Annotated in this window: 30 protein-coding genes; 13 read left to right on the forward strand and 17 right to left on the reverse strand. The window is 63.8% G+C overall.

Annotated features, from left to right (window positions below; translation table 11 throughout):
- The first annotated feature begins 12 nt into the window (after positions 1 to 12).
- The 8 genes from ABIC70_RS04990 to ABIC70_RS05025 all read left to right on the forward strand — a co-directional run bounded on the left by ABIC70_RS04990 (position 13) and on the right by ABIC70_RS05025 (position 4,383).
- A complete protein-coding gene (locus ABIC70_RS04990) occupies positions 13 to 621 on the forward strand; it encodes a hypothetical protein (RefSeq protein WP_354439033.1) in 609 nt (202 codons plus the stop codon).
- Entirely contained in the window at positions 621 to 854 is a 234-nt protein-coding gene (locus ABIC70_RS04995) for a hypothetical protein (RefSeq protein WP_354439034.1), read from the forward strand. Before ABIC70_RS04990 ends, ABIC70_RS04995 begins: the two co-directional genes overlap by 1 nt.
- A 45-nt stretch (positions 855 to 899) precedes the next feature.
- Positions 900 to 1,217 carry a hypothetical protein gene (locus ABIC70_RS05000; protein ID WP_354439035.1) on the forward strand — a complete coding sequence of 106 codons (318 nt, stop codon included), beginning with the start codon at positions 900 to 902 and terminating at the stop codon, positions 1,215 to 1,217.
- Positions 1,218 to 1,220: 3 nt separating this feature from the next.
- Complete coding sequence (locus ABIC70_RS05005; protein ID WP_354439036.1) at positions 1,221 to 1,463, forward strand: hypothetical protein; 243 nt, start codon at positions 1,221 to 1,223, stop codon at positions 1,461 to 1,463.
- 320 nt (positions 1,464 to 1,783) lie between these two features.
- Entirely contained in the window at positions 1,784 to 2,233 is a 450-nt protein-coding gene (locus tag ABIC70_RS05010) for an HD domain-containing protein (protein WP_354439037.1), read from the forward strand.
- A gap of 158 nt (positions 2,234 to 2,391) precedes the next feature.
- On the forward strand, positions 2,392 to 2,574 hold the full coding sequence (locus ABIC70_RS05015; protein ID WP_354439039.1) for a hypothetical protein: 183 nt from the start codon (positions 2,392 to 2,394) through the stop codon (positions 2,572 to 2,574).
- Positions 2,575 to 3,445: 871 nt separating this feature from the next.
- Positions 3,446 to 3,811: a hypothetical protein gene (locus ABIC70_RS05020; protein ID WP_354439040.1), complete on the forward strand. Its 366-nt coding sequence runs from the start codon at positions 3,446 to 3,448 to the stop codon at positions 3,809 to 3,811.
- A gap of 230 nt (positions 3,812 to 4,041) precedes the next feature.
- Complete coding sequence (locus tag ABIC70_RS05025; protein WP_354439041.1) at positions 4,042 to 4,383, forward strand: hypothetical protein; 342 nt, start codon at positions 4,042 to 4,044, stop codon at positions 4,381 to 4,383.
- A 158-nt stretch (positions 4,384 to 4,541) separates the two neighbouring features.
- Here the strand turns inward: ABIC70_RS05025 and ABIC70_RS05030 are convergent, their stop codons facing one another.
- The 6 genes from ABIC70_RS05030 to ABIC70_RS05055 form a co-directional block, all read right to left on the reverse strand.
- A complete protein-coding gene (locus ABIC70_RS05030) occupies positions 4,542 to 5,123 on the reverse strand; it encodes a hypothetical protein (RefSeq protein WP_354439043.1) in 582 nt (193 codons plus the stop codon).
- A 5-nt stretch (positions 5,124 to 5,128) separates the two neighbouring features.
- A complete protein-coding gene (locus ABIC70_RS05035; RefSeq protein WP_354439045.1) occupies positions 5,129 to 5,449 on the reverse strand; it encodes a hypothetical protein in 321 nt (106 codons plus the stop codon).
- Entirely contained in the window at positions 5,446 to 5,790 is a 345-nt protein-coding gene (locus ABIC70_RS05040; RefSeq protein WP_354439046.1) for a hypothetical protein, read from the reverse strand. Before ABIC70_RS05040 ends, ABIC70_RS05035 begins: the two co-directional genes overlap by 4 nt.
- 283 nt (positions 5,791 to 6,073) lie before the next feature.
- Positions 6,074 to 6,460 carry a hypothetical protein gene (locus ABIC70_RS05045; RefSeq protein ID WP_354439047.1) on the reverse strand — a complete coding sequence of 129 codons (387 nt, stop codon included), beginning with the start codon at positions 6,458 to 6,460 and terminating at the stop codon, positions 6,074 to 6,076.
- A 9-nt stretch (positions 6,461 to 6,469) separates the two neighbouring features.
- The gene (locus ABIC70_RS05050; RefSeq protein WP_354439048.1) at positions 6,470 to 6,703 is read right to left on the reverse strand and encodes a hypothetical protein; all 234 of its coding nucleotides are present in this window, start codon (positions 6,701 to 6,703) and stop codon (positions 6,470 to 6,472) included.
- Positions 6,704 to 6,711: 8 nt separating this feature from the next.
- Positions 6,712 to 7,200: a hypothetical protein gene (locus tag ABIC70_RS05055; RefSeq protein ID WP_354439049.1), complete on the reverse strand. Its 489-nt coding sequence runs from the start codon at positions 7,198 to 7,200 to the stop codon at positions 6,712 to 6,714.
- 70 nt (positions 7,201 to 7,270) lie between these two features.
- Here ABIC70_RS05055 and ABIC70_RS05060 point away from each other — a divergent pair, with 70 nt between their 5' ends.
- Entirely contained in the window at positions 7,271 to 7,495 is a 225-nt protein-coding gene (locus tag ABIC70_RS05060; RefSeq protein WP_354439050.1) for a hypothetical protein, read from the forward strand.
- Positions 7,496 to 7,980: 485 nt separating this feature from the next.
- On the opposite strand, the gene ABIC70_RS05065 is transcribed toward ABIC70_RS05060, so the two are convergent.
- Both ABIC70_RS05065 and ABIC70_RS05070 read right to left on the reverse strand, forming a co-directional pair.
- Positions 7,981 to 8,715: a hypothetical protein gene (locus ABIC70_RS05065; protein WP_354439051.1), complete on the reverse strand. Its 735-nt coding sequence runs from the start codon at positions 8,713 to 8,715 to the stop codon at positions 7,981 to 7,983.
- Complete coding sequence (locus ABIC70_RS05070; protein WP_354439052.1) at positions 8,712 to 9,212, reverse strand: HNH endonuclease signature motif containing protein; 501 nt, start codon at positions 9,210 to 9,212, stop codon at positions 8,712 to 8,714. The genes ABIC70_RS05065 and ABIC70_RS05070 overlap by 4 nt, the downstream gene beginning before the upstream one ends.
- A gap of 330 nt (positions 9,213 to 9,542) precedes the next feature.
- Between ABIC70_RS05070 and ABIC70_RS05075 the strand changes: the two genes are divergently transcribed.
- From ABIC70_RS05075 to ABIC70_RS05090, 4 genes are all read left to right on the forward strand, one after another.
- Positions 9,543 to 10,073, forward strand: a complete 531-nt coding sequence (locus ABIC70_RS05075) for an HNH endonuclease family protein (protein WP_354439053.1) — start codon at positions 9,543 to 9,545, stop codon at positions 10,071 to 10,073.
- Positions 10,074 to 10,155: 82 nt separating this feature from the next.
- Positions 10,156 to 10,377 (forward strand): hypothetical protein, encoded by a 222-nt coding sequence (locus ABIC70_RS05080; RefSeq protein ID WP_354439055.1) that lies wholly within the window; start codon positions 10,156 to 10,158, stop codon positions 10,375 to 10,377.
- 176 nt (positions 10,378 to 10,553) lie between these two features.
- Positions 10,554 to 10,814 carry a hypothetical protein gene (locus ABIC70_RS05085; protein WP_354439057.1) on the forward strand — a complete coding sequence of 87 codons (261 nt, stop codon included), beginning with the start codon at positions 10,554 to 10,556 and terminating at the stop codon, positions 10,812 to 10,814.
- Between the two features lie 9 nt (positions 10,815 to 10,823).
- Complete coding sequence (locus ABIC70_RS05090) at positions 10,824 to 11,123, forward strand: hypothetical protein (protein ID WP_354439059.1); 300 nt, start codon at positions 10,824 to 10,826, stop codon at positions 11,121 to 11,123.
- A gap of 2 nt (positions 11,124 to 11,125) precedes the next feature.
- Here ABIC70_RS05090 and ABIC70_RS05095 read toward each other — a convergent pair whose 3' ends face one another.
- Genes ABIC70_RS05095 through ABIC70_RS05135 form a run of 9 tightly spaced genes read right to left on the reverse strand, consistent with a single transcriptional unit; the run spans position 11,126 to position 17,495 of the window.
- Positions 11,126 to 11,485: a hypothetical protein gene (locus ABIC70_RS05095; protein ID WP_354439060.1), complete on the reverse strand. Its 360-nt coding sequence runs from the start codon at positions 11,483 to 11,485 to the stop codon at positions 11,126 to 11,128.
- Positions 11,486 to 11,488: 3 nt separating this feature from the next.
- Positions 11,489 to 12,226 carry a hypothetical protein gene (locus ABIC70_RS05100; RefSeq protein WP_354439062.1) on the reverse strand — a complete coding sequence of 246 codons (738 nt, stop codon included), beginning with the start codon at positions 12,224 to 12,226 and terminating at the stop codon, positions 11,489 to 11,491.
- A 3-nt stretch (positions 12,227 to 12,229) separates the two neighbouring features.
- The gene (locus tag ABIC70_RS05105) at positions 12,230 to 12,679 is read right to left on the reverse strand and encodes a hypothetical protein (RefSeq protein ID WP_354439064.1); all 450 of its coding nucleotides are present in this window, start codon (positions 12,677 to 12,679) and stop codon (positions 12,230 to 12,232) included.
- Positions 12,676 to 13,314 carry a hypothetical protein gene (locus ABIC70_RS05110; RefSeq protein WP_354439065.1) on the reverse strand — a complete coding sequence of 213 codons (639 nt, stop codon included), beginning with the start codon at positions 13,312 to 13,314 and terminating at the stop codon, positions 12,676 to 12,678. Before ABIC70_RS05110 ends, ABIC70_RS05105 begins: the two co-directional genes overlap by 4 nt.
- A complete protein-coding gene (locus ABIC70_RS05115; protein WP_354439066.1) occupies positions 13,311 to 13,703 on the reverse strand; it encodes a hypothetical protein in 393 nt (130 codons plus the stop codon). Before ABIC70_RS05115 ends, ABIC70_RS05110 begins: the two co-directional genes overlap by 4 nt.
- 6 nt (positions 13,704 to 13,709) lie before the next feature.
- A complete protein-coding gene (locus ABIC70_RS05120) occupies positions 13,710 to 14,696 on the reverse strand; it encodes a hypothetical protein (protein ID WP_354439067.1) in 987 nt (328 codons plus the stop codon).
- The gene (locus ABIC70_RS05125; RefSeq protein WP_354439068.1) at positions 14,696 to 16,108 is read right to left on the reverse strand and encodes a hypothetical protein; all 1,413 of its coding nucleotides are present in this window, start codon (positions 16,106 to 16,108) and stop codon (positions 14,696 to 14,698) included. Before ABIC70_RS05125 ends, ABIC70_RS05120 begins: the two co-directional genes overlap by 1 nt.
- Before the next feature lie 40 nt (positions 16,109 to 16,148).
- Positions 16,149 to 16,646 carry a hypothetical protein gene (locus ABIC70_RS05130; protein WP_354439069.1) on the reverse strand — a complete coding sequence of 166 codons (498 nt, stop codon included), beginning with the start codon at positions 16,644 to 16,646 and terminating at the stop codon, positions 16,149 to 16,151.
- Between the two features lie 12 nt (positions 16,647 to 16,658).
- The gene (locus ABIC70_RS05135) at positions 16,659 to 17,495 is read right to left on the reverse strand and encodes a glycine-rich domain-containing protein (protein WP_354439070.1); all 837 of its coding nucleotides are present in this window, start codon (positions 17,493 to 17,495) and stop codon (positions 16,659 to 16,661) included.
- Between the last annotated feature and the right edge of the window lie 17 nt (positions 17,496 to 17,512).

Genomic DNA, 17,512 nt, shown 5'->3' on the forward strand with positions numbered 1-17,512 from the left:
AGGACCCTCACCATGTCCCAGACAGACCCCCGACCTCCAGCCGCAGACGGTGAGCGGGAGGAAGGATCCACCTTCGATGAGGCGCTGGCTTACCTGCGTCCGCACAAGCTGGAGAGCAGCGATGCGCCCGTTGTTCTGAAGGCCGGCATGCTCCGTTGCTGCGTCTCGGCGATCCTGATGCGGGAGGCCGACACCCTCTCCCGCCTTACTGCGGCAGAAGCCGGACGAGAGGAAGCCGAAGCTTACGGCCGGGAGGTCGGGTCAGCGCTCATCGGGCTGACTTGTGACGGATCGGAGTTCTATCGGCGCGGTGGCGCCGACTGGCGCGTCGATCCGGCAGCCTGTGCCGCCTACGTCCGGCGCCAGAGATCCGACAAACACGACAGCATTCTGCGGTTCGCCAAGCGAGCCAAAGAAGCCGAGGCCGCTCGTGACGCCGCCCTCGCCCGCGTGGAGAAGCTGGAGAAGGCGCTTGGCGTCGCTCAGTCTGCGCTCGCGATGCTGACAGAACCGAACGAGATCCGTTCGACCAGCGTGGCAAAGGCCTGGGCCGTCGCCGTCGATGCCGAACTGAAATGCCGGCAAGCCCTCACCGAAGCCCAGCCCAAAGGAGACCAGTGATGACCCAAGGTCTCAAGCGAGCTTCCCAGGCCGAAGCACGCACGCAGATGCTTACCAGGATGCCGCTCGGCTTCAAGCTCTGGTTCGCCTTCGTCGGCATCGTGATGCTGTCGATATTCATCGGGATTGGCGTCCTCGCCTACCGGATCTCGACCGAGCCGAAAGCGACTGGCGAGTTCATTGGCCGGATCATCAGTGGAGCGATCAACGGCGCTCAGCGGGATCAGCCGTGACCGAAGCCGGCCGCCACGCGCTCAAGGATGCATAAGGAGGAGGGGATGAGCGAAACGCCTGTGCCTGAATATCTGCAGCAGTCGATGGTGGAGCGGGTCGCTCGGGCCATTTGTCGAGAAACGTGCGACGGCTATGTCGTCCACATCTGCGACCGTGAAGGCAACGGCCCCTGCAAGCCGCGCGCATGCCGTTTCTGGACCAACAAAACCGACGCGGCCAAGTCCGCCATCGCCGCCATGCGCAATCCACCCGAGCACGTCGCTGATGCGTTGAGCAATGTGCCGGGTGGCTTCGGCCGTGGAGCGTGGGAAGTCGGCCTCGACGCCGCCCTCACCTCCCCTTCTCCTGCCGAGGAGGGGTGAGGGATGAGCGGCCAGAAGATCGTCACAGGTCTGCGAGAGGCGGTCGCTTGGACCAAGGAACAGGAGCGGCCAGCTGAGCGCATCGCTGAGCTTAAGGCCGAGAATGCACGGCTCCGGAGCGCCTTGGTAGAGGCCGAAGCCTGCATGTCCATCGTAGCCCCGCGCAGCGACAAGGCCGAGTACTTGCGGATCCTAGGCGTGGTTCGCGCGGCTCTCGCCCCCACTCAGGCAGAAGGAGAGCGGTGACATGGCCTCAATCTCCAACCTTTGGCCGGTCCTTTATTGGTTTCGGTTCTCAGGCGAGGGGCTTCCGGTGCATATGCCGGCGCTTCCTAAAACAAAACATCTCCGATGGCGGCGGCTCTATGGCGTGCAGATTGGCCGATGGTTTTTTGGAGCCGTTGAAGGAGGACCAGGCAAGCCATGGGTTGAGCCCTCCCCCACCCCGGAGCCCTAACATGCCTATCGGATCATCAGACGCGGGACGGGGGAAGCTGACCCTCCCTCCCCTGCGCAGAACTATCGCCGACGCGCGGTCCTTCGCCTCCACTGTCCATGAGGATCAGTTGGACAAGGCCGGGCGGCTCTACGTCAGGCATCTGGCGACCGTGGCGGCCTACACCAGCGCGTTCGCGCACCACACCCCATGCATGACCGCCCTGGATCGCGAGGAGGCCGTTCAGATCGCGTGGCTGCATGACGTGATCGAAGACACCGATTACGGGCACGACGAACTGATCGCGGAAGGCTTCTCGGCCAGCGTCGTTGAAGGGGTCGAATGGCTGACCAAGGGCGTCGTCTGCCCAGGCCCGAGCTATGCCGACTGGATCAAGGCGCTTGCCGAGAAAGCGCCGCTCCCCACCATCCTCGTCAAGCTCGCCGACGTGGAGGACAACAGCGATCCCGAACGTCTGGCCTTGCTTCCAGAAGAGACCAGAGTACGGCTGCTCAGGAAGTACGAGCCGGCGAAGGAAGTGCTGCGCGCGGCGGCGAGGCAGAAGGGATGGATGGGATGATCGAAGTCGCCCTCGCCTGCGCCGTATTAGCAATCGGCGGATGGGCCTGCCTCAGGCTCTCTCGCCGAGCCTTTGAGCGCAACTACGGCCGAGACTGACCCCGCCCAGGATCACCGTCTTGCAGCGGGAAGAAAGATGAGCAGAGGGGTCAGGAGATAATGATGGAAGCCGAGTACACAATTGACCGTAAGCTGCTGGCCGACTGCACGACAGAAACGCTGCGTTTGGCATGGGATGCCGGGTCGCGTCTCGACACAATGGGATTTCTGGATGCGACGCAGCAGGCGCGGCTTGAAGCCATTAAACGGGAGTTGTTCAGCCGGCCGGCGTGGGTCGGATAGTGAAGCGGGGCCATCCTCCCTTCCCCGCGAGATCCACACCGTCTACGCTCAACCCATGAGCGACCACGACGCCGTTACAGAAGCCGCCGAAGCCCTGATCGCCGCGGGCCATTCCGTCGAGCCGTGGGGCGATGATCACGCCCTCTGGCAGGTTGGGGAGGATTAAAAATGGCTGGCATAAGCAAAGGGACAAAAATATGCGCCCATTGCGCAGCCACGTACTATTCAGAATGGTCCGGCAGCATTTACTGCCAAGACATCTGCCGTGTTATGGCAAAGGTCGACAAAACTGCCGGTCAAGGGCCATGGGGCAATTGCTGGACTTGGACTGGGGCGAAGGGCGGGAAGGGTTACGGTCAGGTAAAGCACAAGGGCAGCAATATCGCAGCCCATCGGCTGGTCAAGCTTCTTCTACATGGCGTTGCCCTCGGCGACCAAATGGGTTGCCACTCCTGCGACAACCCGACCTGTGTAAACCCAGATCATGTTTTCGCTGGGACCATCCAAGACAACATCGCAGATAGGCAAGCAAAGAACCGGCAAGCTCGTGGCAGCCAACACGCAAAGTCCGTGCTAACTGAAGCCGATGTTATTAAAATCAGAACTGGGCCGCGCGAGAAGTTCTCAACGTTGGCGACACGATATGGTGTCAGCCGGCAAAGCGCACAGGCTGCGGCCAAGGGCGAGACGTGGACGCATCTAAACGAGATTGCTACGCCATGGCCCAAGGATCCGGACAGGGTCGCTCGATCACGGGCCGCCTATCGCCCAAGGATAGAGAATGAATAGCGATCTGCTCGCCCTAGCGATCCGGAATGGACTGATGGAGCCGCCCAGCTCCCGAATTCAATAGCAACCTGAGGCAGAGCAGATGCGAGGCGATTTCGTCATCAAAACGAAGATCGTAGGCAGCGGACCGACCGTGCGCTATGCCGTGTATGAGGATTTGGGCTTTCCGGCTGGGCTGACGTGGAACCCATGGTTCACAACCTCCGACAAAGAGGAGGCCGAACGGTACGTCCGTGAGGCCCGACAGATCGTAAACGATCATCCCCGAACACAACTCGCCGGCCGATATTGGTGCGAAGCAAGCCCGCGCAGCCAATCGTGGGGGGCGCAGTTCAACATCTATGAGCCTGAGGGCCTGTTTGGTTTCGGCAAAAAGCTAGTCCACGACACTCTTTCGCTAGAAACCGCCAAAGCTTGGGCCGAGCGCGCCGTACAGCTAGCGGCATGACACCTCTCGGCCTCGTCCTCCCGCTCCGGATCGAACGCCTGGAGGAAGCTGTGAAGGTCGTCGATGCCAACGGGAAGGCCGCAGCGTACTTCTACATCTGCGCTGAGCGAGAGCGTAGGCTTCAGACCAACCGGCTGTCGCCAGAGGAAGGCGTTGAAGCTGCTAGGATCTGCGCACGGGCGCTGACGGATGCGTTGGAAGCGAAGGGGTAGGAGAACGAGATGCGAAGCGTGAGAGCCAACATCGTCGCTGCCATTGAGAAGCATTGCTCCGAAGGCGCCTCTGGCGGCCTGATCGGGGCCGATGAGGCGGCCGACGATATTCTCAATGCGATCCCTGACCCAGGCGAGAACGCACGGCTTGCCTCGTTCGCCCGTGAAATCATCAGCTACGCCTTTGACGGCACCGATGCTGACGGCGGGTCAGTCCAAGCGCTGGCGGTCCACTACGGGCTGCTGAAGCGGACGACTTACGATCCCAAGGTGCATGGCCCCTCGTTCGCTGAGCCCGGCGCCGAGTGGTTCGAGTACGCGGACACGCTGAAGCTGGCTCGCACCACGACCGAGGCCTAGAAACAAAAATTCCCGCAACGGCAAGCCGGGCGGGCGGGTAGAACGACAGCAATGTGAGAGCGCTCAGAGCTTCGTCAGGTTGCCCAGCACGAGCCCCACGCCCAGCGCCAATGAGCACCACATGACGACGAGGCCCATGTCGGGCGGACAGTGGTGCATCAGCTGTGCGCCGTCTGGCGGATCCCCTTTATGGAGGACGACCACCAGTCCCCGATCCAGGGCCGCGTCCTCTCAAGCAGCGGAGCGATGTCCGGCCGGGTGATGAGGAGTAGAGCCACGATCACAGTCGCTGCACCGACCCCGACGCCGAGTGCTACGCGATTGCGGCGCGGCACCGTTCCGTCAACAGCGCCCGGCGCGCTGACGTGGAGGATCGCCGCAACGACGCCCAAGAGCACGATAGGCGAGACGATCTCCGAGTTGAGCAGCCACTGCGAGGGCGAAAGCCGGTAGAGGATCGAGTACAGGCTTTGCATCATGTGGGAGGCAAAGCTGATCCAGATGCCCACGATCAGGAAATCGGTGCGCTTCGGGTTTGGCGCCGTCAGGGCCTTCCATGCATCTGCGCCGTAGACATACAGGACCGTCGCATAGAAGCCGGCCGCCAGGGTGCGCGTCGCTAGGATCAGATCAGCATTCGGGACGAAGACGTTGATGCACTGGTAGGCGACAAAGAGGAGCAGGATCGAGATATAGATCGTTCCACGAATGCGCTCCGGTCGGTCGTCGTTATAGATCATGCTGCTCAGTCCCTACGCTGGGCGCGATGGTCTGCGCTCTGATCCATGCCCGCCAGCATGTTCTCCACGATGGCCCGAATGTCGTTGGGGCGCCGGCCGGACCATTTCGCTGCCTGTTCTTCCGTGCGGGCGCGGATTGAAGCGGCCTCACCCTCAAGGCGCTCGGTTAGCTGCGCATTGGCGTGGATCGTCGCGTCGGCAGCCTCGACTTTCCGGCTGCGTGCCTCGCTCGCCTCGTTGAAGGCAGCATCCACGCGCCCGGCGTGGATCTTCGCGAAACAGCGCGCCGGGAGCACGTAGGCCAAAGCCTGATCCAGCCACGTCATGCATCGCTCCCCGCTCGGCCGCGACGTAGGTAGCCGCGGATCGCCTCGGCGATGTTGAAGGCGAGTTGCCGCGGGTCGCGGAGCATCTGCAGGATGCCCTCCAGCGCTTGGCTGGTGTTGGCGAACCCGTGCCGGATCTCGGTGCCGTTGAGCGCGACGAGGTTGGACAGCTCGCCGAGCGTCTGCGTCCGGCTTTCCAGCGTCTGCTTGAGGCCCTGGAGCAGTTCGCGAACCCGCTCGTCGCCGGCCGAAGCCTCGGCGAGGGCCACAAGCGCCCGCTCGCTGATGTTCTCGATCCGCTTGTAGAGGTAGCGGATCACGAGGGCGAGGACGATGATCACCAAGCCTTCTGCGACGATGATCGCGCCTAGGGGGCCCTGCCCCAGAAATGTGTCTGCTGCCTTTTGAGCGGTCGTTACAGCGGCGGTCGGGTCCACTACGCGTCGCCTTTTTGCGTAGCAGAAATGGCTTGCGGCATTCTGAGGTCCTGACACAGGGTGAGCCTAGCCATCGCTGGCGCGGTTCTGTCGCGTTAGTGGTGGTCAGTGGGGCGAGCCGTAAGCCGCCAAGCACATCGGCTTGCCCCACGCTGCATCGCCTTTGGCCGGGCGATGACGGCTCAGGTCAGGAAACCGGCACACCCGGCAGCTTCGCGGCCTCCCGGAGCGAGCCGACGACGTTTTCGGCCGGGATCTCGTCGGCGGTCTTCGCCTTGGTGATGACCGCATCGACCTGCGGGAGGTCGGCTGCTGACTTGATGATGCCGTGCGGGCGGTTCTTGATCAGGCCCCACACGCCGGCACCCGCGAGCAGGATGCTGCCGACAACGGTCTGAAACTCGGGAGTGCCAAGGTAGGCTAGCGTCTCTTTGGAGATGAGGTTGCGGCTGTTCAGAATGCCCGCGATGAAGCTGATGATCACGCAGACCATCGCGATCAACTGCGGGGAGATCACGGCCTTCGAGGCTGCCGGCGCCGCCTGAGAAGGCGTGGATTGCTTCTGCTGGTCCATGTGCGATCTTCAGCCAATATGGGGAGCGATTGCGTCCCACAGATCCTGCGGGATGCTGTCGAGTTCGGCCTTGGTGAAGGTCTCCCGGTGGAAGACGCTGCACCGCTGGAGCTTCGCGACGAGATCCGGCTTCAGGCGCGGCAGGGCGGCGTGAACCTGCGGGAGGTTCAGTCCCATGCTGATGGCGAGGCCATCCTTGGCCGACGTCGTGTAGGGCAGTGCGAATGGATACCGGCGAGCCATGGCGCGGCTCACTTGGTCTTGGTGCCGGTCACAGCCACGGGCTGGCCTTTCACGATGATGGTCTTGGTGACGGTCTCACCGACTTTCGGCTCGGCAGCCTTCGCGGGGGCCTTTTTCGCCTTCTCGGGCGCCTCGCCGGCCGTGTAGGAGGTCGGAGCCGCGTTGCTCAGCGCCGTGCAGGCGATCTGCGCCACCTTCGTCACCGGCACGCTCACGGAGGCGATATCCGGGTTCAGGGCGACGATGATGTTCTGAACCGAGGTCACGGTCGGGAGGAAGCCGCAGGCGGTCTTGGTGGCCGTGCGGACCTGATTGATGATGGTCGTGACCTTCTGGATCTGGGCAGTCGAGAGACCGATGCCGGAGAGGCCGAAGGGTGTGGTCACTCCGCCGTTCAAGGCGTCGTTGATCTGGCTCTGGCTGGCCGTGAGGTTGCAAGCGGACACGGCGACGCCGACGCAGCCAAGCGCCAGCGCCCGCGGAATGATGCGGAGCATGGTGGTTCTCGCGGTGGGGGTTGCCGGAGACCGCCGGCTCGGAACGTGCTAGGCTTCGTCAGAGGTCGCCATGGATGACGAGCGCACAGACGAAGCAGTCGAATGGCTTCGCAGTCAGCTTTCAGCGCTGCGCGGCGAGGGTCGCTACATGCAGCGTGAGGTGCCGGACATCATTGAGGAGCTATTCGCTCGCTACCCTGAGATGCTCGACCCACGCCTAGCTTGCACGCTGCTTTGGGGCGAGGACGAACAGCGCTGGGGCGCCTTAGTGAATTATGCCGACGACGGCTGGTAGGTTGGCTCGGAAGGATTTGACTGGGAGCGCGAGGCTTTGCCTGGACGCGCGGAAGTGCTATGCTGGCGCGATCAGATCGCGACGTGCGCGACGATGCCGCTTAGCTGGCGGTCATTGGCAAACACGGATGGTCTGGAGAACCGATTATCCCGTCACGGCATCCGGCAGATTGCCCGCGGGAGACAGGCGTGGCCTGGCGCGCTTTCGATGTTCTAGCCCGATGGGGAGGCTGCCGCTGCCTCGTCGGTGCGAGTTGGGAAAAATCCGCTACGCCCGTAGGCGGGCATTATCTGTCGGTGCGGGCCGCCGTGTGTCAGCTTCCCTGCGTGCAGGGATGATCCCAACCGGAAGGACGGATCCCGGCGGCCCGCACTGACCTCACCTCGGAAACTGCCCTGCCACACCCAGCAGGATCGCCAACGCCACCGCAGAGCCGAACAGGATGGCGAAGACCCATTCCACGCCGCGGGGCTTGAGCAGACTCATCAGCGCTTCGTCCGCTGCACGACGTGATGCACGGGCGCGGCTCTCTTCCGCACCGGAACAGGCTTCTTTGGCTCGACGGCGTGCTTGTCCGCGACCGGCTTGGGCTTGGCGGGGGCTACGGAGGCCGCTGGCGGCGTCGAGGCTTCTGCGGCAGGCTCGGCACCTACGCCATGCTTAGCGGCGATCAGCGCGGCTCTGAACTGATTGAAGTACCCCGCGATCAGCGCCGCCTTGTCGGTGCCGTTGATGATGGCCCGAGCGGCTTTCGGATTGCTCTTGCCGTGGCCGAAGTAGTCGGACAGCTTCTTGCCCGTGAACCAGCCCGAGATCATCCCGTGGAACAGGATGGTGGCGGCCACGTCCATTCGCATCGCCAGCGCGGGGGTCTTCACGAGGTCTTCGCTCGCCGTCAGCACGCCGAGCTTGCGCAGTTCCGTCGTGGCCTTGGCGTAGTTCGCTTTCCAAGTGAGCTGCACGAAGCCGCGGCCCCAGAAGCCGGTTGGCCCGTAGGCTCGCCCCTTGCCGCGCCCATACTCCTCGATCGGCTGCATCGTGCGCGCCGTCTCATGGATCGTCGTCGCGAGGACGTAGGCCAGCGGATCGGTCGGCAGGGCCGCCGGGCAGGCGTCGAAGATCGCGTCCATGCCCTGGACCTGTTCGGCCGTCAGGCTGCCGCCGAACAGCGGCTTGCGGACGTGATCAAAGAACGCGGCTCGGTTGAGAGAGGCGGTCATCGGGCGGCCCCGTCATGCTGCGGAGCGCCGCCGAACTCGGCGACGTAGCCGGCTTTCCAGTCGCCGAGGAACACCGCCTGGGCCTGCTCAACGGTGATGAGGCCACGCTTCAGCTTTTGACAGGTGCGGTCTTCTAGCCGGTCCTTGTCGTGGAAGGTCCACGGACCGTCGCCGGCCTCGACCCAGAGGTTGGTAATGTCGTTCGCACCGCCGGCACAGAGCGGGACCCGGTGGTCAATCTCGAACGGCGCCATGTGGTCGGTGCCAGGGATCGCTTCGTGCGGTCCCTTCATCCCGTAGCGGCGATAGACGGCCAGCTTCTCGGCGCCCGTGACGTTGCGGACCGTCGCGGTGTTCACGCCCACGATCTCGTTCCGGTCCGTCGTCCTCACCGCCCCCGGTGTCAGCACTGGATCGGGCTCGGTGCCGTCGCTTGCGGCATGGGCAGGAGTGGAGAGGGCGCAGGCGAGGGCGAGCGCCGCGAAAATGCGATGCATGCGGGGTTCCTGGAGGAGCTTTACGAAATCGTACGCAGACGCAGAATGTGCGTGCTTTTATGGCGCTAAGAGGATATGGTACCGGCCATGCGTTCCAAAGACTTCGCTGCGGCCCTGTCCCAACTGGATCTGACGAAGGCCGCTGCGGCTCGGTTCTTCGGCGTGTCGCTGCGGGCCGTCACGAACTGGTGCAGCCCTGGCAAGGAGCCACCTGCTCCAGTGGTTGTCTTGACCCGATACATGCTCGCGAAAGGCATCACGCCGGGCGAGGTGATGAAGGCTATAGGCGAGGAAGGACCGCATTCACCGCCGAGCAAGAGGAGGTAACCCGTGGCGCTATCGGCTTATCACCATGCGTGGCTGTCGAAGCATCCTGAGCGAGATGCGCCGTGGCTGGAGGCTAAGCTTCGCGAGGGATTTGACGTCCACCATCTGGACGCCGACCATGGCAACAACGACCCGTCCAACCTAGTGCTAATCGAAACCGGCGATCATATGGGATTGCACGGCATGTCGATGAAGCGACTTCTCATCTCAGGGCGGCAGGCCAAGGCGAAAAAGCGCGAAGCTGAGAAGCGCTCATCCAAGAGGTTCGCTCTCGGCAAGCAGGCCTATGAGATGAAAACGCCGTTGCTGACTTGGGGATACATTGGACGCCGACTAAAGGCACACGGGGAATTACTACCCGACGCGCAGGTCAAGGCTGCGGCTGAGAGATACGCTCAGATCACCGGGCTTCCTTGGCCTATCCCAGGCACGTTGCCCCGTGAGGCCCTGAACGGGATGCGGTGCCGGGACGGAGTTTGGTCGAAGATGTATGGGCCGTGGAAGCCAGCTTGGCTGGCGGTCGCGGCAGAGTAAACCGCGTGTCCATGCTGCTCAGGCTGATGCTGGCGATGAAGCTGGACGCGGCGAAGGTTGAGGAGTGGCTGGAGGATAGGTGATGCACACCGAGAAGGTTGATGGGCCGCCGACCAAAGAGGGCTGCTACGTGGCTCGACGCAAAAACCTTGGGATCGCTTTTCTGCCCGGATGGCAAGTGGTGAATGTTCGTTATGAGCGCGGCGGAACTGCTGATCCGTTTGTAGTCTGGCAGATCGGGGATGAGCGTCCGTGGCCTGCAAGCTTATGGGAATTCAAGGAACGCATTTGGCCCGGGACCTAACCCCACGAAGGTCACGGAACGGGTGGAGGAGAGATTATGCCCGACCATGTTTGGAGGAGTGCTTTTACAGCGTCGAGTGTCTTGAATATCTTTTTTGCTCTGTTCTTAGCTAATCCGGTTCCTTCGGGGATTGCTGCTGTCGCCTTCGCGCTTTTGTCTATTGCATGGAGACCCGCATGACCCCCGACTTCAAGCGCCTGTGCGAGGCGGCAGAGGACGCCTACAATGATCAGTCTGGCTCGCCCTTCTCGCTGGACTGCCGAGAAGCCATCGTCCGTGCGGTTCTCATGGCCCTGAGAGAGCCTTCGGATGCCGTCAAAAAGGCTGCCGAGGAAGGCACCGAGTTCTACGGCGCTGGCGAGTACATTTCCTACGATGCGGGTGAGACGATTGCACGGGCGGTCGATTTCATCCTCGCAGAGCCTGCCAAGGCATAGGAGGGAAGGATGAAATTCGCCGATTTCGATGTGAGCTTTGAGCCGCCCGACGGCATTCCTATCAGGCTAACCCCGGCCGACGAAGGTGACTGGACCGTTACGGCTCAGAAGGATGACGATATCCTTGTTCACGTGCGCGCTGGCGCAACCGCAGACAAGCTTCGCGCGACGCCGATTGATGCCAGGGGCACCATCCACGACGGCAAGACGGAAGTGAAAGTTCGCGTCCGCTCCGTTGAGCCGCTTCGGGATGGAGGGGTCAAGGTCGCCTACGAGCGGCTGAGCTTCCCGTATTCAGTAAAAGCCTAGGCCTACCGATGCACCGTCACCCGAAATGGGATCGACGGAGACGGCAGGCTGATCAGCGCCGACGACGTGAAGCCCAAGGCGACTTGGTTCGTCGCCGACACATACCACCAAGCGAGGTTGATCCCGCCCGGGATTGCCGCTGTCGGCTGAACGGAGATGTCCTCCCCGGCTGCAAGGCTGTCACCGGCCACCACGGGCGAGACGGCAAGCGTCACGGTCTGCGTCGCTCCGAGGCTGATTGTCAGCGCCGTCGTCAGCGTGCCGGTGAACTTGGCGTGCCGCCCAGCGAGTGCCAGAACGTCCGCCCGGGTCATCAGATCATTGGCAGCAGCCGCCGCCCTGCCGTATTGCTTGCGGGGCATCGCCTAGCCGGTGATGACCGCACGCATGGCGCCAGCCGCGGGGGCGGTCGCGAATGTGAAGGCGACGGCGCTGGTGCTGGACCGAACGGTGTCGGTCTCAATCGTCTCTCCGGTGCTCACCAGATAGAGCTGCGCCACGACATCGAGCGTGCCGAGGTTGTGAGAGACCGTGATCGTGGTCGAGGAGCCGTCCCCGACGTTCGTCGCGAACTTGCGGGCGATAACCGTCGTATCGACGGCGAACTGTGTTCCGGTCAGGGTGAGGCCCGTCCCGGCCGTGTAGGCGATGCCGGCCCCGAACTTGGCAAAGGCGATGGCCGTCGTGCCGACCGTGATCGGGTCGTCCGTGGTGATCGTGTAGGCGGTGTCGGCGTTGACCGTGCCCTCGTCCACGTAGAAGGCCGCGCCTGCGTTGAGATTGCCGGCCGTGCCATCAGCGGCCCGCGTCAGGGCGGACGAGGCGCCATTCCAGACGTAGATACCGTTCTCCGACGCCGTGGTCTGGTTCTTCAGCAGGACGCGGTTGCCGACCGCCAGCGTGACGCCATCAATGGACGCGCCAGGCGATGCGATGATGACGTTGCCGGTCGAGGCAGCGCGAGCCGCCCCATGCCACGACAGGCCCGCCAGCGCGCTCTGAAGCTGCGCGAGGTTGACGGCATCGGTCGGCTGAGAGCCGGTGCCGACGTTCTGGATGCGCTGGTTCTGGAGATCAAGGCCGTTGCCGATTTTCCGGGTCATGGGCTATCCCAGGTAGAGAGTGCCGGTGAAGGGCTGGGCGAAGGTCAGGGTCGTCAGGCCCGGCGCGTGAACGACGTCGGTGTCCACCTCGGCGCCATCAGGGTCGACGATTGTCGTGCTCGGCGCGTAGGAGAGGCCGTGACTGACGGCGAAGCTCGCGACCTCAGACAGCGGATAGGACGCGGGGATCGGTCGGACTGGCGTACACTTCGCGAACTCGCCTTGCAGGTAAGCCAGCGCATCCGCCATGCTGGCCGGCGTGTAGGTGCCGTCAAGGTTCGTCAGCTCGGCCCAGGCGACCGACTGCTCACCGCGGCCGCCGAGATCGTTGATCTGGATCGTGTCCGGCAAGACGGTCGAGACTGTCGCCACGAGGGACCGGGCCGGAAAGGCGCCGTTCCCCGCGATGACGATACTGCCCGACGTGGCGTGAAACCCGATGGCCAACGTCATGACGCGAAGTCCAAAGGCGTCACCTCGGGGCTGAACTCCATCAGCGTGCCCCCACTGGTCGCCATGACGTAGACCACAGCGCCCGATGCCACGAAGCGGGTGCGGCACTGCTCCGCGAAGGTCTCGGATCCCGGCTGCATCTGGCCGGCATCGGCCGTCAGAGCGATCGGATCCGGCCCGAACTCGAAATTGACGTCGTCGCCGGGGCGAACCGAGAACCGCAGGCCCCCGCCCCGCTGCTGCGGAACGACGGTGTAGCTGAACTTGAACAGCAGCACGTCACCGACCGCACGGGCCCGCAGAAGGCCAGCCGCGTTGTCCCAGAAGGCGAAGTTGGCCCACGGTCCGGACGGCAGATTGAAGTTGGCGGCCGAAGGCGTCAGGTTCCGAGTCAGGCGAACCCACTCGCCAGCCGGGAGCATGAACGGCGTCCCGGCATCGGTGTCGGTATAGTCGATGGTGCCGAAGCGCTTGGCGAAGCCATTGGCTCCAGGAGCGCCTTGAATGCCCTGGGCACCCTGTTGCCCTCGAACCGTCACGGACGCCACCACCGGCCTTCCCTGCGCAGCTACGGCCACATTGGGACGCTGGCGGGCGGTGACGGTGAAGCGGGGGAGCGAGACGCCGCCGCTCATGACGAGCCAGTCCCCGGCAGCACCGTGAACCCAATCCGGCAGATGCCCTGCGGATGCGCCATGCCGTCTGCATACCGATAGAGATCGCCGTAGACATCTTCGGTGATGCCGAGCCGCAGCAGGCCGAGGAACTGCGGCGACCAAGCCCGGCCGGCTTTCGGGATCAGGAACGACAGGGCGCCCGCCGTCGCATTGGTGATCACCAGCGACTGATTGGAGAGCGCGGTATCGCAGATGCCGACCACCGTCTGAGACTTGTCCTCAAACCGAGCGAACAGGCGGGATCCGGTCAGATCCAGTGGAGAGCCGTCCGCGTTGGTAACGATGAAATCCCAAGCGAAATCCTCCCCGTCGAAGAATGCGTCGGGGGATGAAGCCGTGATCGCCATGGGCTGCTACCAGTCGGTCAGGGCGGCGCGGCGCCAGCGGTTCGGCGCGATGCAGCGATACTCATAGGCCTCGCTCCAAGCGTGCTCGCCCGTCTCGCAGGGCGACGAGGCCGAGGTCGGCACATGCGGGATCTGCTCAATGACGCGGCCGAGATAGACGCCGCCGTCGTCGCCCATGCGAAAGGTTGGCCCGTAAGGCGTCATGAAGGTGATCTTGCCGTCGTGGAAGCCGAGGAAGCGCCCAAAGGTGCCGTCCGACTTGCCGTCGAGGCCTAGCCACTGTTCGGGGCCCATCAGGATCGCAGCGCCCGAGAACGAGCCGCCAGCCAGATCAAGGCCGATCCCGAACTGACCGCCGACATTCGCCGTCGAGAACGCCCGGTCAATCGTCACGCCCTGCGTCGGGGAGACGACGACGCCGTAGCCGACATGGCTCCCGGGCTGGCCGCCGCCGGCCGCGTGGATGATGACCCGCTGCCGATTGGCATCTGTGCCGACCGCGCCGCCGACGTCCACCTCGGCACCCACGCACGACGTCGTAGGATCAACCTGCCCGGTGTTGTCCACGCAGTTGAAGTTCCCAGCCCAGGTCGTGCCGGTCTCCTCACCGTTGTCGGTGGCGTTCTTCCACGCCGTGCCGTTCACGGCGACGTTCTGCGCTTCGGCCGACTTCCTGGTCCGGTTGTTCAACTCGCCCGTGATCGCCCACTCGAAGCCGGGGGACACGTAGGACGTCGTCGTCAGGCCCCAGATGGCCTTGTAGGTGTACCAGGGCTTGCCGCCGCCGGACGTGGTCTCAACGTCGCGATCCACGCGCAGAGTGGAGGCGCTGTCGAAGGTCGAGCCACCAAAGCCGTTCCAGAAGAACAAGGGTAATCCAGCGATGCCCGGTTGCCCCGAGCCGACGACGCTCGCCGTAAAGGGCGGGCTCAGGGTCTGCGCCGTGGCGGGAGCGGCGAGCACTAGGCTGAGGAAAGCGAGGGCGGCGCGCATTACCATCCCCGCTGCGCCACAAACTTATAGGCCCAACTCGCATTTGTGATGGATACGACCGCTCCGGACGTAGCATTAGGAAGGGTGAAATTCGTCACGGCCGGTATCAGCATTCCTGTTCTGCTGGTGTAAACCGGGATTATGCCGAAATTTCCGTTGGCTGTAGACACGCCGTTGACGATGACCTGACCAACTGCATACCCCTGATCCGACGAAAGGTTCTTGATAACGTATTTTGTCATTTCAGGAATGACGCCGATGTTATGATTTTTGCCGGCGCCACTGGCCAACGTATTGGTATATCCGCTGTCATAGTACCCATTATAGCCATATGCCATACTGGACGTGACGCCCGACGCTGAGGTGACGACCTCACCCACGAAGACGAGCGGCGTCGCCGTGGCGGTCGAGCCATTACCCATGTAGCCAATCATGGCCACGGTATCGAAGGTGAACTGGCCGTTGGCCGTGCTTGGAGTGCCGCCGGCCTGATATATCGGCGCGAGGGTTGAGAACCCCGCCGCCCCCGTGGAGGCGTTGACGTAGAGAAAATTCGTGGCCGAGGCCGCGAGCCCGGTCCATGTCGGGTTGGACGTGTAGGTCCAGGTGACGTTCACCGGGCCCGATGAGCCGAAGCCCTGCGCGGCCGTGACAATCAGCGGAACTGTGGAGGAGACGCCTGTGGCCGTGATGGACAGGCTGCCGGAGGTGGCGGGCAGGAAGCTCGGCAAGCCGCCAGAGGTCGGGCCAGCGGCGACCGTCTGGCGGACGGGGAACGGCGCTCCGCCCGTGACCGCCGCAATGGCTGTCTGAAGCGCAGCCGTCGTCGCAACACGGGTCGAATTGTCCCCCGCGGCCGGCGTGGTTGCGGTCGCGGCGCCTAGCGCCGGTCCAGAAAGGGACGTGATGTCGGTGTTGGCACCGGATGCCGCCGCCCCGATCCCAGATCGCGCCGTTGCCGCAGTGTTTCCGCCCGTTCCGCCCTGCCCGACGCTCAGTGGGGTCGTCAGACCCGTCAGCGAAGTGATGTCGCTGTTAGTCCCCCGCGTGGCAGCGCCGAGATTGGACCGTGCGGTTGAAGCGCTGGCAAGATCGGAGAGGTTGTTCGCGGACTGAAGCGCTCCGACGATGCGGCTGTCGTTGCCGGCCGCAACCGTACCTGCCGCGGTGCCCACGTTCAGAACCGCGGCGCCCCCAAGCCCAAGGTTCGTTCGCGCGGTTGCGGCGGACGGCAAATCGGAGAGATTGCTCGCCCGTGACAGGAAGGTGCTGGCCGTCAGGATCGCCTGCAGGGATGCGACGTTCGCGTAAAGCTCCGCGTCGTTCGCGTTGAGCTTCGTGAATGCAATCCGCGGCGCGTCGCCTGTCCCGGTATTAGCCGCGACGCCGACGTTGACCGGCTGCTGCGCCATAATCAATGCACTCCGGTTCTTGTTCTAGACGGCAGAGCGATCACAGCGCGGCCCAAGCGCGCCAGTGCTCGTCCAGTTGTTCCGTCGTCCAACCTTGAGCGTCGCGGACGATGTCGACGAGCGGGTTGGTGCGCTGGTATTCCTTGGCGCCGGTCACGAGGCCGATGGCGATCTTTCGCGGCGTCGGCTGGCCGGTGTCGTCATCGGCCAGTGTGTCGAGGATCTTGAGAAGGGCGGGAGGGATCGTGCCAGGGCCCACGAATGCGATGTACTCATCGAAGGTGATGAGTCCGTCGTGCCACAGGCCCTCACCGAACTGGCGATCGGAGATGACGACAGGAACAGGCGGCAGAGGCATCGCCGGCACGGGGCCAAAGGCCTTGCCATCAAAGGTCATGCCCACGACGGTGTCGGACTGCGCGGCGACCAGAGCGGCGGCGACCTCTTCGGTCAGCACATCCTTGCCAGGCGTGACGCCGTCCGGAAGCGTGATGATCTCGGCGACGATACCGTCAACGATATGAGCGTAGCGCGACATGCAGGGCTATCCTCAGAAGCTCAGGAGAACGGCGCCGTCCGCGCCATTGGAACCGCTCGCGCCGATGACTGCAGACGCCGCAGTCGCCGAGCCGCCGCCGCCGGGGCTCATCGCGCCTTGATAGAAGCCGACGCCACCGAAAGGGGCCATGCCACCCATGGCGTAGTAGTTGGCGGACTCGATATCCTCGCCGCGACCACCCTGCAGGTTAATCTGGCCACCGGAGCCGTTGCCGCCCGTCTGTGGGCCGGCAGAACCGCCAAGACCGCCCGTGGCCGAACAGAACGACGCGAAGGACGACGTCCCACCGTTGCCGCCCGTGCTGGTTCCGCTATTGCCTGGGCCGCCGGCGCCTACGATGATCGTGTACGAGGTGCCGGGTGTGACGGTGAACCAACCTGCACTGTAGCCGCCACCGGAGCCGGCGCTGTTGCCGCCACCGGAGCCGCCGCCGCCCGCTCCCCAGACCTGAGCGAAGACGCGGGTCAAGCCGGTCGGGCACGTCCAAGTGTAGGAGCCGTTGGTGAAGAATGGCGCAATGTTGTGCGGAGGCCCCTGTGTGCTGCCGACAATCGTGTTGACGTAAGCAGCCAAGGCGGCTTCGAAATTGGCTTCCAGCGTTGAAATGCTCTGGCTGTCGTTGGCGTCAACCCCTGCACGCAGAACGATGAACTGGCCGATCATCGAGGCGATGACCGTGCTCTGCCGATTGACCTTGTTGTAGTACTCAGGCGGGAGCACTCCGACCTGGGCACCGAGTGCGAGCGAGCTGCTGGCAGCATAGGCCGCATCGCTGAGCACAGTGGCCCCGACACCGGTCGAGTTTGGCAGAAAGCCGTTGGTGGCCATTCAGCGGGTCCTATCGC

Source organism: Methylobacterium sp. 1973, from assembly GCF_040545035.1.
Lineage (GTDB): Bacteria > Pseudomonadota > Alphaproteobacteria > Rhizobiales > Beijerinckiaceae > Methylobacterium > Methylobacterium fujisawaense.

Excerpts from the sequence above, each read along its gene's own strand:
- ABIC70_RS04990 (WP_354439033.1), top strand. The coding sequence starts at position 13 with ATGTCCCAGACAGACCCCCGACCTCCAGCCGCAGACGGTGAGCGGGAG.
- ABIC70_RS04995 (WP_354439034.1), top strand. The coding sequence starts at position 621 with ATGACCCAAGGTCTCAAGCGAGCTTCCCAGGCCGAAGCACGCACGCAG.
- ABIC70_RS05000 (WP_354439035.1), top strand. The coding sequence starts at position 900 with ATGAGCGAAACGCCTGTGCCTGAATATCTGCAGCAGTCGATGGTGGAG.
- ABIC70_RS05005 (WP_354439036.1), top strand. The coding sequence starts at position 1,221 with ATGAGCGGCCAGAAGATCGTCACAGGTCTGCGAGAGGCGGTCGCTTGG.
- ABIC70_RS05015 (WP_354439039.1), top strand. The coding sequence starts at position 2,392 with ATGATGGAAGCCGAGTACACAATTGACCGTAAGCTGCTGGCCGACTGC.
- ABIC70_RS05020 (WP_354439040.1), top strand. The coding sequence starts at position 3,446 with ATGCGAGGCGATTTCGTCATCAAAACGAAGATCGTAGGCAGCGGACCG.
- ABIC70_RS05030 (WP_354439043.1), bottom strand. The coding sequence starts at position 5,123 with ATGATCTATAACGACGACCGACCGGAGCGCATTCGTGGAACGATCTAT.
- ABIC70_RS05035 (WP_354439045.1), bottom strand. The coding sequence starts at position 5,449 with ATGACGTGGCTGGATCAGGCTTTGGCCTACGTGCTCCCGGCGCGCTGT.
- ABIC70_RS05045 (WP_354439047.1), bottom strand. The coding sequence starts at position 6,460 with ATGGACCAGCAGAAGCAATCCACGCCTTCTCAGGCGGCGCCGGCAGCC.
- ABIC70_RS05050 (WP_354439048.1), bottom strand. The coding sequence starts at position 6,703 with ATGGCTCGCCGGTATCCATTCGCACTGCCCTACACGACGTCGGCCAAG.
- ABIC70_RS05055 (WP_354439049.1), bottom strand. The coding sequence starts at position 7,200 with ATGCTCCGCATCATTCCGCGGGCGCTGGCGCTTGGCTGCGTCGGCGTC.
- ABIC70_RS05060 (WP_354439050.1), top strand. The coding sequence starts at position 7,271 with ATGGATGACGAGCGCACAGACGAAGCAGTCGAATGGCTTCGCAGTCAG.
- ABIC70_RS05065 (WP_354439051.1), bottom strand. The coding sequence starts at position 8,715 with ATGACCGCCTCTCTCAACCGAGCCGCGTTCTTTGATCACGTCCGCAAG.
- ABIC70_RS05070 (WP_354439052.1), bottom strand. The coding sequence starts at position 9,212 with ATGCATCGCATTTTCGCGGCGCTCGCCCTCGCCTGCGCCCTCTCCACT.
- ABIC70_RS05080 (WP_354439055.1), top strand. The coding sequence starts at position 10,156 with ATGCACACCGAGAAGGTTGATGGGCCGCCGACCAAAGAGGGCTGCTAC.
- ABIC70_RS05085 (WP_354439057.1), top strand. The coding sequence starts at position 10,554 with ATGACCCCCGACTTCAAGCGCCTGTGCGAGGCGGCAGAGGACGCCTAC.
- ABIC70_RS05090 (WP_354439059.1), top strand. The coding sequence starts at position 10,824 with ATGAAATTCGCCGATTTCGATGTGAGCTTTGAGCCGCCCGACGGCATT.
- ABIC70_RS05095 (WP_354439060.1), bottom strand. The coding sequence starts at position 11,485 with ATGCCCCGCAAGCAATACGGCAGGGCGGCGGCTGCTGCCAATGATCTG.
- ABIC70_RS05100 (WP_354439062.1), bottom strand. The coding sequence starts at position 12,226 with ATGACCCGGAAAATCGGCAACGGCCTTGATCTCCAGAACCAGCGCATC.
- ABIC70_RS05105 (WP_354439064.1), bottom strand. The coding sequence starts at position 12,679 with ATGACGTTGGCCATCGGGTTTCACGCCACGTCGGGCAGTATCGTCATC.
- ABIC70_RS05110 (WP_354439065.1), bottom strand. The coding sequence starts at position 13,314 with ATGAGCGGCGGCGTCTCGCTCCCCCGCTTCACCGTCACCGCCCGCCAG.
- ABIC70_RS05115 (WP_354439066.1), bottom strand. The coding sequence starts at position 13,703 with ATGGCGATCACGGCTTCATCCCCCGACGCATTCTTCGACGGGGAGGAT.
- ABIC70_RS05120 (WP_354439067.1), bottom strand. The coding sequence starts at position 14,696 with ATGCGCGCCGCCCTCGCTTTCCTCAGCCTAGTGCTCGCCGCTCCCGCC.
- ABIC70_RS05125 (WP_354439068.1), bottom strand. The coding sequence starts at position 16,108 with ATGGCGCAGCAGCCGGTCAACGTCGGCGTCGCGGCTAATACCGGGACA.
- ABIC70_RS05130 (WP_354439069.1), bottom strand. The coding sequence starts at position 16,646 with ATGTCGCGCTACGCTCATATCGTTGACGGTATCGTCGCCGAGATCATC.
- ABIC70_RS05135 (WP_354439070.1), bottom strand. The coding sequence starts at position 17,495 with ATGGCCACCAACGGCTTTCTGCCAAACTCGACCGGTGTCGGGGCCACT.